Genomic DNA, 13,039 nt, shown 5'->3' with positions numbered 1-13,039 from the left:
GGGGAGCGGAAAGACAGTGGCAGGCAAACCGGTCAGGCCCGTGAACGCCATCGACCAGACCCGGCGGATGCTCTCGCTGGTGACGTATCTGAAGGAGCGTCCCGGAGCCCGGGTCGAGGACGTCGCGCGTGCCTTCGGCATCAGCGAGGACGAGCTGGTCTCCGACCTGGATGTGCTGCCCATGTGCGGCACCAGTTTCCGTGGCGGCGACCTGCTCGACATCGACACCGACGGCGAGCGCATCTGGTGGCACAACCCGGCGGCGCTCGCGGCGGAGGCCGCCGAGCCTCTGAGGCTCGCCGCCGACGAGGCCACCGCCCTGCTCGTCGCCGCCCGGGCGGTGTCCACGCTGCCCGGACTGCGCGAGAGCGACCGGCAGGCACTGCTGCGGGCGACGGCCAAGGTGGAGACCGCGGCCGGCGAGGCGGCGGGTGCCAGCTCGCGCCTGTCGGTGACCTTCGAGTCCGAGGGCGGCGTCTTCGCGGACGTCGACCGGGCGATCGCCGAGCGCCGCCGGCTGTGGATCCGCTACTACTCGCCCGCGCGTGACGAGGTCACCGAGCGGGAGATCGATCCCATCCGCCTGGTCAGCGTCGGGCACACGTATGTCGAGGCCTGGTGCCGCCGCTCCGAGGCGCGCCGCACCTTCCGGCTCGACCGGGTCGCCGAGATCAAGATCCTCGACGAGCCGTCGGCGCCGCCCGAGATCGAACTGCGTGACCTCTCGGAGGCGCTGGTGCAGCCGGCGGCCGAGGACCCGGAGGTCGTGATCGAGGTCGGGCCCGGCGGCCGGTGGGTCGCGGAGTACTACCCGCACGACAGTGCGGATGAGCTCCCGGACGGTGGGCTGCGTATCACTCTGCGGACCCCCGACCCGGCGTCGCTGCGGCGCCTGGCACTGCGACTCGGGCGGGACGGCCGGATCGTCTCGCCGCCGGAGCTCGCCGGAAGCGCCCGGCGGGCGGCCAGGGAGGCGCTGGCGGCGTACGACGGGATCGAGGCGGCGGGGACGGCCGGCGCCCCGGGGGACCTGCGCGGACGGCACGCGGTGGGGGCGGTTCCGGAGGGGCCGGGCGACGGGCCGGAGTGAGTCGGGGACGCCCTCCGGGGTCACCGGCCGGACCGCGACACCGGTCGTGCACCGCGCAGGCGTACGACCCGAGGAAGAGGAGCGAGGGCTTGAGCGAGTCGGTGACGTCCGGTGGTGCCGGGGGCATGACGGTGGAGTCCGCGTTCGCGGGGATGAGAAGCGTGACCCCGGTCGTCTTCCGGGCGGGCTGCCCCGACTGCCGGGAGCACTGCGAGCTCGCCGCGGGCGCGCTGCGCCTGGCCATCGGCGCCACGAGCCGCACCACCTTCTACTCCTTCACCTGCCCGGAGTGCGGCGCGTCCGTCCGCAAGCCCGCGGGGGAGCGGATCGTGGAGCTGCTCACCGGCGGCGGAGTGCGGACCCTGCGGCTGCACTCCACCGTCTAGCGGGCCGGGGGCCGCGGCCGTCCGGGAAGGTCTAGGCTCGGCGTCATGTTCTGGCCGATGTTCGCGGTTGCGGTGGGTTTTGCTGGTCTTGTGGTGCTCGGGGTGCTCGCCGTGCGGGTTTTCGTGGAGGCGGAGCGCCTGGGCAGGCAGGTCACGGACTCGGCGCGCCGTATCAACCGCGCCGCCGAGGACTTGGAGCGGTCGGCGCAGAGCGCGGCCCGTTCCGTCGACGCTCTGTGAGGTGTCCGGCGGGCGGCCGTGAGTTGCGTTTCGGGACACTTCGCCCTGTCACGTCGGCGGTTCGTACAGGTACGCTGCTGGTCGCGGCCCGGTTAACGAGGCACTGGTCGCGGACGGGAGTGCGCGCAAGGGATGCAGAGGGATTGCCTCACGTTTACCCCCGAGCGTTACGATCGCTGCCAGCACGACCGTTCGGACACATGTCCGACCGGTCGCACAGCACCCCCACCACAGCCGCCTCGGTGAGAAGGTAAAGACTTATGTTCGGAAGGCTCGGAGCCCCCGAGATCATTCTCATCCTCGTCGTCATCATCCTGCTGTTCGGCGCGAAGAAGCTTCCGGACATGGCTCGGTCGCTCGGCAAGTCGGCCCGCATCCTCAAGAGCGAGGCCAAGGCGATGAAGGACGAGAACAAGTCGTCCACGACCCCGGCCGGCCCGCCCAACAACGACGAGCCCTCGCAGCGCACCATCCAGGCAGCGCCCGGTGATGTGACCAGCTCGCGCCCGGTCAACGAGCCCACGGACACGACCAAGCGCTGACGCAGGGCCGGTGACCTCCGGCCCGCCGCACGAGATGGGAACGTGGGTTGCTGAAGTCTGCCCGCAAGCAGGAGAGGGATCCCGAGGGGCGCATGCCCCTCGCGGAGCACCTTCGCGAGCTCCGCAACCGGCTCGCCAAGGCGATGCTGGCGATCGTCCTCGTCACGGTCGTCGCCGCCTTCTTCTACAACGACATCATCGACTTGATCACCAAGCCGATCCTCGACTCGGTCGGCTGTGACAAGACCTTCGCGGAACTGGCCAGGTCGCAGCCCGGCGCGAAGCCCTGTGCGCAGATCACCATCAACGGCCTGCTCACCCCCTTCACGCTCGCGCTGAAGGTGTCCCTGATGGCCGGCGTCGTCTTCGCCTCGCCGATCTGGCTCTACCAGCTGTGGGCCTTCGTCGCGCCGGGCCTGCACCGGCACGAGAAGAAGTACGCCTACGCCTTCGTCGGCACCGGTGCCCCGCTGTTCGTCGTCGGCGCCTACTTCGCGTACACGGTCCTGCCCACCACGGCGAAGGTGCTCCTGGAGTTCACCCCGGGCGGTACCTCGAACCTCCTGCCGCTGGACGACCTGCTCGACCTGGTCATGCGGATGGTGCTGGTCTTCGGCCTCTCCTTCGAGCTGCCCCTGCTGCTGGTCATGCTCAACCTCACCGGGGTGCTCACCGGCAAGCGCATGCTCGGCTGGTGGCGCGGCATGATCATGGGCATCACGGTCTTCGCGGCCGTCGCCACGCCCAGCACCGACCCGCTGACCATGCTGGCGCTCGCGGCGCCCATCTGGATCCTTTATTTCGCGGCCGTCGCCTTCTCCCTGGTCAACGACCGTCGCAAGGCCCGTCGCGAGGCCCTCGGCCCCGCCGACGACGAGGCCTCCGAGCTGGATCTCACGCCCGAGGACATCGGCGAGATCGAGCCCGTGACGAGCGGCCGCGCGGCGCTGCCCGAGCAGGCGAGTTCGGAGCGCACGGACCGGATCAACGGTTATGACGACGTGACCTGAAGATCGGCGGGCACCTCGTAGGGTCGGTGCCGTGACCAGCGAGATCACCCTCTTCGTCAACCCCACCGCGGGCCGCGGCCGGGGCGCCCGCGCGGCGCAGCCGGCCGCTTCCGCGTTGCGGGCGGCCGGCTTCTCGGTCCGGACCGTCCTCGGGGAGGACGCCGCGGACGCCCTCGTCCGCGCGCGTACGGCCGTCGAGTCCGGCACGGGCGCGTTGATCGCCGTCGGCGGCGACGGCATGGCCGGGCTCGCGCTCCGGGCGCTCGCGGGCACCCGCACGCCGTTCGGTCTGGTCGCGGTCGGCACCGGCAACGACTTCGCCCGAGCCCTCGGCCTGCCCGTCCGGGAGCCCGCCGCCGCGGGCCGGATGATCGCCGACGCCCTCAAATGCGGCCGGATCCGCGACATCGACGTCGGGCAGGCCGGCGACCGCTGGTTCGGCACGGTTCTCGCCGCCGGCTTCGACTCCCGCGTCAACGACCGCGGCAACCGCATGCGATGGCCCACCGGCCGTCTGAAGTACGACCTGGCGATGATCGCCGAACTCGCCGAATTCCGGCCCGTGCCGTACCGGATCCGGCTCGACGACGGCGAGGTCCGTGAGGTCGAGGCGACCCTGGTGGCCGTCGGCAACGGCTCCTCGTACGGCGGCGGCATGCGGATCTGCCCCGGTGCCGACCTGACCGACGGGCTGTTCGACGTGACGGTGGTCGGCGACTGCAGCCGCAGGACGCTGCTGCGGGTGTTCCCGCGGGTCTACCGGGGGACGCACGTCGAGCATCCGAAGGTGACCGTGGTGCGGGCGGCGCGGGTCGAGATCGCCGCCGAGCACGTCACCGGCTACGCCGACGGGGAGCCGCTCGGCCCGCTGCCGCTGAGCGCGCGCTGCGTGCGCGGGGGCGTGCGGGTCGTCGGCCCCTGAGCTGCGCGGATCCGATGTTTCACAGCACCGGATCCGGATAATGATCGTCCTGTTGTCAGTATGGCCCGGTACGCTCGAAGGCACGATGACAGAGGACCTCTCCCCGGCCGAGCGGTACGCGGCAGCCCGCAAGCGCGCTGCCGAGCAGGCCACCGCGCTCGCCTCCTTCCGCGAGATGTACGACTTCGGCCTCGACCCCTTCCAGATCGAGTCCTGCCAGGCGCTCGAGGCGGGCAAGGGTGTGCTCGTCGCCGCGCCCACCGGCTCCGGCAAGACGATCGTCGGCGAGTTCGCCGTCCACCTCGCCCTCCAGCAGGGCAAGAAGTGCTTCTACACGACACCCATCAAGGCCCTGTCGAACCAGAAGTACGCCGACCTGTGCCGCCGCTACGGCACGGACAAGGTGGGCCTGCTCACCGGCGACAACAGCGTCAACTCCGAAGCGCCGGTGGTGGTGATGACCACCGAGGTGCTGAGGAACATGCTGTACGCCGGCTCCCGCACCCTCCTCGGCCTCGGCTACGTGGTGATGGACGAGGTGCACTACCTCTCCGACCGGTTCCGCGGGGCCGTATGGGAGGAAGTGATCATTCACCTCCCCGAGTCGGTCACGCTGGTCTCGCTCTCGGCGACCGTGTCCAACGCCGAGGAGTTCGGCGACTGGCTGGACACGGTCCGCGGGGACACCGAGGTGATCGTCTCCGAGCACCGGCCCGTCCCGCTGTTCCAGCACGTGCTGGCCGGGCGGCGGATGTACGACCTGTTCGAGGAGGGCGAGGGCCACCGGAAGGCCGTCAACCCCGACCTCACGCGCATGGCGCGCATGGAGGCGAGCCGGCCGTCGTACCAGGACCGCCGGCGTGGGCGTGCCATGCGCGAGGCCGACCGGGAGCGTGAGCGCCGCCAGCGGTCCCGGATCTGGACGCCGAGCCGGCCCGAGGTCATCGAGCGGCTCGACGCCGAGGGGCTGTTGCCCGCCATCACCTTCATCTTCAGCCGCGCCGCCTGCGAGGCCGCCGTCCAGCAGTGCCTGTACGCGGGGCTCAGGCTCAACGACGACGAGGCCCGCGAGCGGGTGCGCTCCCTGGTCGAGGAGCGCACGGCGTCCATCCCGACGGAGGACCTGCACGTCCTCGGTTACTACGAGTGGCTGGAGGGCCTGGAGCGTGGCATCGCGGCCCACCACGCGGGCATGCTGCCGACCTTCAAGGAGGTCGTCGAGGAACTCTTCGTACGCGGCCTGGTCAAGGCCGTGTTCGCGACCGAGACCCTCGCCCTCGGCATCAACATGCCCGCCCGCTCGGTGGTGCTGGAGAAGCTCGTCAAGTGGAACGGCGAGCAGCACGCGGACATCACCGCGGGCGAGTTCACCCAGCTGACGGGCCGTGCCGGGCGGCGCGGCATCGACGTCGAGGGCCACGCCGTGGTGCTCTGGCAGCGCGGCATGAGCCCTGAGCACCTGGCGGGCCTGGCCGGCACGCGCACCTATCCGCTGCGCTCCAGCTTCAAGCCGTCGTACAACATGGCGGTCAACCTGGTCGAGCAGTTCGGGCGGCACCGCTCGCGCGAGCTGCTGGAGACGTCGTTCGCGCAGTTCCAGGCGGACAAGTCGGTGGTCGGCATCTCCCGGCAGGTGCAGCGCAACGAGGAGGGTCTGGAGGGCTACAAGGCCTCCATGACCTGCCACCTCGGCGACTTCGAGGAGTACGCGCGGCTGCGCCGCGAACTGAAGGACCGGGAGAACGAGATCGCCCGGCAGGGCGTGGCGCAGCGGCGTGCGGAGGCCGCCGTCGCGCTGGAGAAGCTGAAGCCCGGTGACGTCATCCACGTCCCCACCGGCAAGTACGCGGGTCTGGCGCTGGTGCTGGACCCGGGCCTGCCGGCGGGCCGTTCGAACGGTCACCGCGGCTTCGACCACCACGACGGGCCGCGTCCGCTGGTGCTGACCGCCGAGCGGCAGGTGAAGCGGCTGGCGTCGATGGACTTCCCGGTGCCGGTGGAACCGCTGGAGCGGATGCGCATCCCGAAGTCCTTCAACCCCCGCTCCCCGCAGTCCCGTCGGGACCTCGCCTCGGCGCTGCGCACCAAGGCCGGGCACATCCCGGCAGAGCGGCACCGCAAGCGGCGCTCCCAGGCGGCCGACGACCGTGAGATCTCCCGGCTGCGGACCGCGCTGCGCGCGCACCCCTGCCACGGCTGCAACGACCGTGAGGACCACGCCCGGTGGGCCGAGCGCTACCACCGGCTGCTGCGCGACACCTCGCAGCTGGAGCGCCGGATCGAGGGCCGCACGAACACGATCGCCCGGACGTTCGACCGCATCGTGGCGCTGCTGACCGAGCTGGACTATCTGCGCGCCGACGAGGTCACCGAGCACGGCAAGCGGCTCGCGCGGCTGTACGGCGAGCTGGACCTGCTCGCCAGCGAATGTCTGCGCGAGGGTGTCTGGGAGGGCCTGGGCCCCGCCGAACTGGCGGCGTGCGTCTCGGCGTTGGTGTTCGAGTCCCGGGTCGCGGACGACGCGATGGCGCCGAAGGTGCCGTCGGGCAAGGCCAAGGCCGCGCTGGGCGAGATGGTGCGGATCTGGGGGCGGCTCGACGCGCTGGAGGAGGAGTTCCGGATCACCCAGACCGAGGGGGTCGGGCAGCGCGAGCCCGATCTCGGCTTCGCCTGGGCCGCGTACGAGTGGGCTTCCGGGAAGGGGCTCGACGAGGTGCTGCGCGAGGCGGAGATGCCGGCGGGGGACTTCGTGCGGTGGTGCAAGCAGGTCATCGACGTGCTGGGGCAGATCGCGGCGGCCGCTCCGCAGGGTTCCACTGTGGTGAAGAACGCCCGTAAGGCCGTTGATCTGCTGCTGCGGGGGGTTGTCGCCTACTCGTCGGTGGGGTGAGCCCCGCCCCCTTGGGGACGTTGTTTCCGAGAGTCCCTCACCCGTAACGGTGGGGGACTTTCGTACGCCCGTACGCCGTCACGTACCGCATTCGAACGGTGTCGCAGTGTGTAAACGGGTGAGCGTACTATCCCTTCGCGTCCGGTTTCCGGCAGTTGCTGAATATGACACAGCGATGATCCGGTCGGACTAAGCTCGCCCGCAGCGCACCGGCTTGAGATGAATTCGTGCGCTTGTTCCCCGATGTGTGGAAGATCCCGACAGCTTCATGACATACCCCCCGGCAAGTCCCCCCGAACCTCAGTCGACCCCTGTCAGAAGGCCCACATGGTGAGTGTTCAGTCCCCGCCCGGTCGCCGTGAACTCCCCTACGCGCGCGTGCTGTTGCTCCCGGCCATAGTCATGGCCGCGGCAACCGGAGCCGCCGTCGCGCTGGTGACGGAGCCGGCCCGGGGCGCCGTCGGCTGGTGCGGCGGCATCGCCACCGCGCTGGTGCTCGCCACGGCGGCCGAGGCGGTGCGCCGCGGCCGCGCGCTGCGCGACCAGCGTGCCGAGCACGCCCGGCACAGCGCGCATCTGGAACAGCGGATCGCCGCCCACGAGAACGAGATGGTCCGCTTCTCGAGGGAGATCATCCCGGCCGCCCTCGACCTGCTGCGGACCGGAGCATCCCCCAGGGAGGTGATCCGCAAGCTCGGTCTCGCCAACCCGGAGTTCCGTGACCTCCCCGCCCCGCAGACGGAAACCCTGCTGAGGGTGCTCAAGATCGTCGACTACGAAGTGACGATGCGCGACGCCGCCGCGCGTTCCTTCGTCAGCGTCGCCCGCCGCGTCCAGGCGATCATCCATCAGCAGGCCGAGGAACTCAGGGAGATGGAGGAGGACCACGGCCGCAACCCCGAGGTCTTCGACGACCTCCTGCGCATCGACCACGGCAACGCCCTGATCGGCCGCCTGGCCGACTCCGTCTCCGTCCTCGGCGGCGGTCGCCCCGGACGGCAGTGGCCCGCTCCGGTGTCCCTGTACAGCACCCTGCGCGGCGCCATGTCCCGCATCCTCGAGTACCGGCGCATCCAGCTCTCCTCCATCGCCAAGGTCAGCGTCAAGGGCATCTACGTCGAGCCGGTCATCCACGCCGCCGCCGAACTCCTCGACAACGCCACGCGCTACTCGCCGCCGCAGACCAAGGTGCACGTCACCGCCACCGAGGTGCAGACCGGCGTCTGCATCGAGATCGAGGACGGCGGTGTCAACCTCAACGAGGAGGCGCGCGCCCGGATCGAGGGCATGCTGGAGGCCGCCAAGGCGGGCGTCGACCTCCAGGACATCGGCGAACACCCGCGCCTCGGCCTGGCCGTCGTGGGCCGCCTGTGCACGGCGTACAACATGCAGGTCTCGCTGCGCGCCTCCGCGTACGGCGGCGTCCGCGCCATCCTCATCGTGCCGAGCGAGATGATCACCCACGAGCCCGGTGTCGGACTCGCCCACGGCATCGGCGCCACCGGCATCCCCATGACGGTCGGCATCCCCGAGGGCCCCAAGCGCGCGCCCAAGAGGCGACGCCCCACCAGCCCGAAGATCCCGGCCACGGTCTCCCTGGAGGACGACGACGTTCCCGAGGTCACCGAGTGGACCACGAACGGCCTGCCGCAGCGCCGCAGCAAGGTGAAGATGCCGCTCGCCGAGCGCCTCGCCCAGCAGGCCGCCAACGAGAAGGCCGACCGGGAAGCGGCCGAGCGGGGCGAGTACAACCCCTGGGCCACACCGGAACCCGAGCCGAAGTCATGGCACGACATGTCGTCCCCGGACGCCCCCGGCAAGGGCCTGGAGGCCTTCTGGGAGGGACTCAAGCAGGGCATCGAGCCCGGCACCCACCCGACCGACTTCATCCGGAACCCGCACAAGTACCTGCACCTGATCAACGACCCGGCCCCCACCGAGGCCGATGACGAGGGGGATCTCAAGTGATCCAGCAGCGAGGCAACTTCGACTGGATGCTCAAGCAGCTCGCCGACGGCGTACCGGGCATCGAGATGATCGTGGTGCTCTCGGCCGACGGTCTGCGCATCGCCCGCTACGGCGGCGAGCCGGACGCGGCCGACCGGGTCGCCGCCGCCTGCGCGGGCCTGCAGTCCCTCGCGGGCAGCATCTGCCAGGAACTCACCGTGGGCGACGGCGAGATGAAGCTCGTGATGATCGAGATCGACCAGGGCTACTTCTACCTGATGGGCGCGGGCGCCAACGCCTTCCTCGCGGTGCTGTCCGACGTGCGGTGCGAACCCGGCCGGATGAGCGCCATGATGCGCGACCTGGTCGTCCGGATCGGCGGCCACCTCACCAGCCCGCCCCGGCGGAACGGGCAGATCGTATGACGCCTCCGCAACGCCAGAGGCGCGAGCTCGTCCCGGAGGCGCCCACGCCGCAGGAGGGCGAGGACAAACCCGGGAATCCGGAGCGGATGTACGTGGTGGCCGGTCCGGACGGCGAACGGGCCGAACTCGACCTGGTGACCTTGATCGTGGCGCGTGCAACGGACCCGCCGCCCTCCGCCTCTCCCGAGCAGGCGGCGCTGCTCCGGCTCTGCGCCGCCCCCCTTTCCGTGGCCGAACTGTCGGCCTACCTCCACCTGCCGTTCAGCGCGATGGGCGTGCTGCTCACCGAGTTGCTGACGGCGGACCTGGTGCAGGCGCGCGCCCCGATCGTCCGCAAGGCGCGCTCCGACCGTTCCCTCCTCGAAGCGGTGATGAATGGACTTCAACGGCTCTGACACCATCCCCGGCCCCCGGGCCGAGGACCAGCTGCCCCACACGGCGCAGGCCGCGGCCAAGATCGTGATCGTGGGCGGATTCGGCGTCGGCAAGACGACCATGGTCGGCTCGGTCAGCGAGATCACACCGCTGACCACCGAGGAGACCATGACGCAGGCCGGCATCGGTGTCGACGACAACTTCGGCTCCGCCTCCAAGACGGCCACCACCGTGGCCATGGATTTCGGCCGGATCAGCATCACCGAACAACTGGTGCTGTACCTCTTCGGCACGCCCGGCCAGCAGCGCTTCTGGTTCCTCTGGAACGGCCTGTTCGAGGGCGCGCTCGGCGCGGTGGTGCTGGTCGACACCCGGCGGCTGGAGGTCAGCTTCGACGTCATGGGACGCCTGGAGGAGCGCGGCGTGCCGTTCGTGGTCGCCGTCAACTCCTTCCCCGACGCCCCCCGTTACGCCATCGAGGAGCTGCGCACCGCCCTCGACCTCACGCCGGACATCCCGATCATGGAGTGCGACGCGCGGCGCCGGGCCTCCAGCCGCGACGTGCTGATGACCCTCATGCGCTTCCTGCACTCGCTCGCCATGACGGGCTCGCGCGTCTGACCCGTGCCATCCACCCCCACACCCCCCAGACACCTGACGCAACCTCAGTCTCGGAGCGATCACTGTGACGCCTGAATCCCACGCCCCGGCCAGTACGGACCTCCCGCCCGGCCCGCCTCCCGGCTGCCCCGCGCACGGCCTCGGGCCCGGGGGACTGCACCGGCTGCACGAGGCGGAGGACCTGGGAGCGCTGTACGAGCAACTGCGGGACCAGCACGGTCCCGTGGCGCCCGTACTGCTCCACGACGACGTGCCGATGTGGATCGTCCTCGGTCACGCGGAGAACCTGCACATGGTGCGCTCGCCCTCGCAGTTCTGCCGGGACAGCCGTACCTGGACCCCGCTCAGGGAGGGCCTGGTCAAGCCCGACCACCCGCTGATGCCGCACATCGCCTGGCAGCCCATCGCCTCGCACGCCGAGGGCGACGAGCACAAGCGGTTGCGCGGCGCGGTCATGGGCGCCATCTCCACCATCGACTTCCGCAGCCTGCGCCGCTACATCAACCGCAGCACGCAGACGATCGTCAACCGGTTCTGCGAGGCGGGCGAGGCGGACCTCGTCGGCCAGTTCACCGAGCACCTGCCGATGGCGGTGATGTGCGAGATCCTCGGCATGCCCGAGGAGTACAGCGACCGGCTCGTCGAGGCCGCCCGCGACGCCCTCAAGGGCACCGGCACCTCCCTCGCCAGCCACTCCTACGTCATGGACGCCCTGAGCCGGCTCACCGCCACCCGCCGCGCCCAGCCGGAGGAGGACCTCGCCAGCTACCTGATCACGCACCCGGCCCGGCTGAGCGACGACGAGGTCAGGGAACACCTGCGCCTGGTGCTCTTCGCCGCCTACGAGGCCACCACCAACCTGCTGTCCAACGTGCTGCTGACGGTGCTGATCGACCCACGCTTCCGGGCCCAGCTCAACGGGGGCCAGATGACGGTGCCGGAGGCGGTGGAGCAGTCCCTGTGGAACGAGCCGCCCTTCAGCACGGTCTTCGCCTACTTCGCCAAGCAGGAGACCGAGCTGGGCGGGCAGCGCATCCGCCGGGGCGACGGGCTGCTCTTCGCGCCGCTGCCGGCCAACGTCGACCCGCGGGTGCGGCCGGACCTGAAGGCCAGCATGCAGGGCAACCGTTCCCACCTCGCCTTCGGCGGCGGCCCGCACGAGTGCCCGGGGCAGGACATCGGCCGCTCCATCGCCGACGTGGGCGTCGACGCGCTGCTGATGCGGCTGCCGGACGTGGAACTCGACTGCGATCAGGAGGAGCTGCGCTGGACGGCGTCCATCGCCTCCCGGCACCTGGTGGAGCTGCCGGTGCAGTTCGCGCCCAGGCCGCCGCAGGACGTGCAGGAGGTGCCGAACCACAAGCCGGTCGCCGCCCAGCGCTCGGACTGGCAGATCGGCAGCGCGCAGCCCCCGGCCGCCGCTCCGGCCGTGGCGCAGTCGCCGCCGGTCGCCGCGCAGCCGCAGCCCGCCCGGGTGCAGCCCCAGCCTCAGCCTCAGCCGGTGCCGCCGCAGCCGGCCGTCGCGGAGGCACCCCGTCGCCGGGGCGTGTGGCAGCGGTTCCTGAGCTGGTGGCGCGGCTACTGACCGTCTGACGGGTCGTCGTACGTCCCGGCGGCCCACCGGTCGTACGAGGCCCAGGCCGCGAGGGTGCGGCCGCTGCGGAACCGGTGCTCCTCGCCCGTGACCGGGTCGGTGAACTCCAGTGAGCGTGCCAGCAGTTGCAGCGGCCGGCGGAAATCACCGGCCGGTACGGGGGCGGTCACCTGCGGGTAGAGAGGGTCACCGAGGATCGGTACCCCCAGTGCGGTCATGTGGACGCGCAGCTGGTGCGTCTGCCCGGTGGCGGGGGCGAGCCGGTACCGGGCGAGCCCACCGGATCCGTCCTCCTCGCCAGGCCGGTCGCGGTGCTCGACGAGCTCGACGCGGCTCACGGCGTTGGGCTCGCCGGGGACCTCCCGGGCGGTGAGCACTCCGCGATCCTTCACGATCCGGCTGCGAACCGTCCGGGGCAGGGTGAGGCCGGCGGCGAAGGGGGCGACGGCCTCGTACTCCTTGCGGACCCGGCGGTCGCGGAACAGCGTCTGGTAGGCGCCGCGCTCCTCGGGGCGCACCGTGAAGAGCACGAGTCCCGCGGTGAGCCGGTCGAGCCGGTGCGCGGCGCTGAGCGTCGGAACGTCCAGCTCGCGGCGGAGCCGGGCCAGCGCCGTCTCGGCGACGTGGCCGCCGCGCGGGGTGGTGGCGAGGAAGTGGGGCTTGTCGACGACGACGATGTGCTCGTCCCGGTGCACGACCTCCAGCGGGAAGGGCACCGGTACCTCGTCGGGCAGGTCCCGGTGGAACCACACGAACTTCCCGGGCTCGAAGGGGGCGTCCGCCGCGACGGGCCGTCCGTCCGCCCCGACGATTTGGCCCGCGTCGAACATGCCCTCGACGACTCCGGCGCCCGCCCCGGAGAGCCGCTCCACCAGGTGTTCGCGCACCGTCCCCCAGGCGCCGGTGGCGGGCAGCCGCACCCGCACCGGGTCCACGCCCCGGCGCTGCGGCAGGGGAGAGGGCGGGATGCGGGTCTTGCGTCTCATCGCGGCCCAGC

At 71.2% G+C, this 13,039-nt stretch carries 13 protein-coding genes; 12 read left to right on the top strand and 1 reads right to left on the bottom strand.

Annotated elements, in window-relative coordinates; all coding sequences use genetic code 11:
* Window positions 1-16: 16 nt before the first annotated feature.
* From ADK65_RS28560 to ADK65_RS28505, 12 genes are all read left to right on the top strand, one after another.
* Window positions 17-1,090: a helix-turn-helix transcriptional regulator gene (locus tag ADK65_RS28560; protein ID WP_078956185.1), complete on the top strand. Its 1,074-nt coding sequence runs from the start codon at window positions 17-19 to the stop codon at window positions 1,088-1,090.
* Window positions 1,091-1,179: 89 nt separating this feature from the next.
* Window positions 1,180-1,476, top strand: coding sequence for a hypothetical protein (locus ADK65_RS28555; protein WP_199825721.1), 297 nt, complete (start codon window positions 1,180-1,182; stop codon window positions 1,474-1,476).
* 45 nt (window positions 1,477-1,521) lie between these two features.
* Window positions 1,522-1,716, top strand: coding sequence for a hypothetical protein (locus ADK65_RS28550; RefSeq protein WP_053673871.1), 195 nt, complete (start codon window positions 1,522-1,524; stop codon window positions 1,714-1,716).
* Between the two features lie 260 nt (window positions 1,717-1,976).
* Window positions 1,977-2,258 carry a Sec-independent protein translocase subunit TatA gene (tatA, locus tag ADK65_RS28545; RefSeq protein WP_033311911.1) on the top strand — a complete coding sequence of 94 codons (282 nt, stop codon included), beginning with the start codon at window positions 1,977-1,979 and terminating at the stop codon, window positions 2,256-2,258.
* 47 nt (window positions 2,259-2,305) lie between these two features.
* Window positions 2,306-3,268, top strand: a complete 963-nt coding sequence (gene tatC / locus ADK65_RS28540) for a twin-arginine translocase subunit TatC (RefSeq protein ID WP_078956184.1) — start codon at window positions 2,306-2,308, stop codon at window positions 3,266-3,268.
* Between the two features lie 31 nt (window positions 3,269-3,299).
* Window positions 3,300-4,190 (top strand): diacylglycerol kinase, encoded by an 891-nt coding sequence (locus tag ADK65_RS28535; protein ID WP_053673869.1) that lies wholly within the window; start codon window positions 3,300-3,302, stop codon window positions 4,188-4,190.
* 40 nt (window positions 4,191-4,230) lie between these two features.
* Window positions 4,231-7,080: a DEAD/DEAH box helicase gene (locus ADK65_RS28530; RefSeq protein ID WP_078956183.1), complete on the top strand. Its 2,850-nt coding sequence runs from the start codon at window positions 4,231-4,233 to the stop codon at window positions 7,078-7,080.
* Window positions 7,081-7,407: 327 nt separating this feature from the next.
* Window positions 7,408-9,048 carry a sensor histidine kinase gene (locus ADK65_RS28525; protein ID WP_078956182.1) on the top strand — a complete coding sequence of 547 codons (1,641 nt, stop codon included), beginning with the start codon at window positions 7,408-7,410 and terminating at the stop codon, window positions 9,046-9,048.
* On the top strand, window positions 9,045-9,452 hold the full coding sequence (locus ADK65_RS28520) for a roadblock/LC7 domain-containing protein (protein WP_053673866.1): 408 nt from the start codon (window positions 9,045-9,047) through the stop codon (window positions 9,450-9,452). The genes ADK65_RS28525 and ADK65_RS28520 overlap by 4 nt, the downstream gene beginning before the upstream one ends.
* On the top strand, window positions 9,449-9,847 hold the full coding sequence (locus tag ADK65_RS28515; RefSeq protein ID WP_053673865.1) for a DUF742 domain-containing protein: 399 nt from the start codon (window positions 9,449-9,451) through the stop codon (window positions 9,845-9,847). The genes ADK65_RS28520 and ADK65_RS28515 overlap by 4 nt, the downstream gene beginning before the upstream one ends.
* Entirely contained in the window at window positions 9,828-10,448 is a 621-nt protein-coding gene (locus ADK65_RS28510) for a GTP-binding protein (protein WP_053673864.1), read from the top strand. Before ADK65_RS28515 ends, ADK65_RS28510 begins: the two co-directional genes overlap by 20 nt.
* A gap of 64 nt (window positions 10,449-10,512) precedes the next feature.
* Window positions 10,513-12,033, top strand: coding sequence for a cytochrome P450 (locus ADK65_RS28505; protein WP_053673863.1), 1,521 nt, complete (start codon window positions 10,513-10,515; stop codon window positions 12,031-12,033).
* On the opposite strand, the gene ADK65_RS28500 is transcribed toward ADK65_RS28505, so the two are convergent.
* Window positions 12,027-13,028: an RluA family pseudouridine synthase gene (locus ADK65_RS28500; protein ID WP_053673862.1), complete on the bottom strand. Its 1,002-nt coding sequence runs from the start codon at window positions 13,026-13,028 to the stop codon at window positions 12,027-12,029. The genes ADK65_RS28505 and ADK65_RS28500 overlap by 7 nt on opposite strands.
* Window positions 13,029-13,039 lie beyond the last annotated feature (11 nt).

Source organism: Streptomyces sp. NRRL B-1140 (assembly GCF_001280065.1).
Lineage (GTDB): Bacteria > Actinomycetota > Actinomycetes > Streptomycetales > Streptomycetaceae > Streptomyces.
This window is presented reverse-complemented; position numbering and strand designations above follow the sequence as displayed.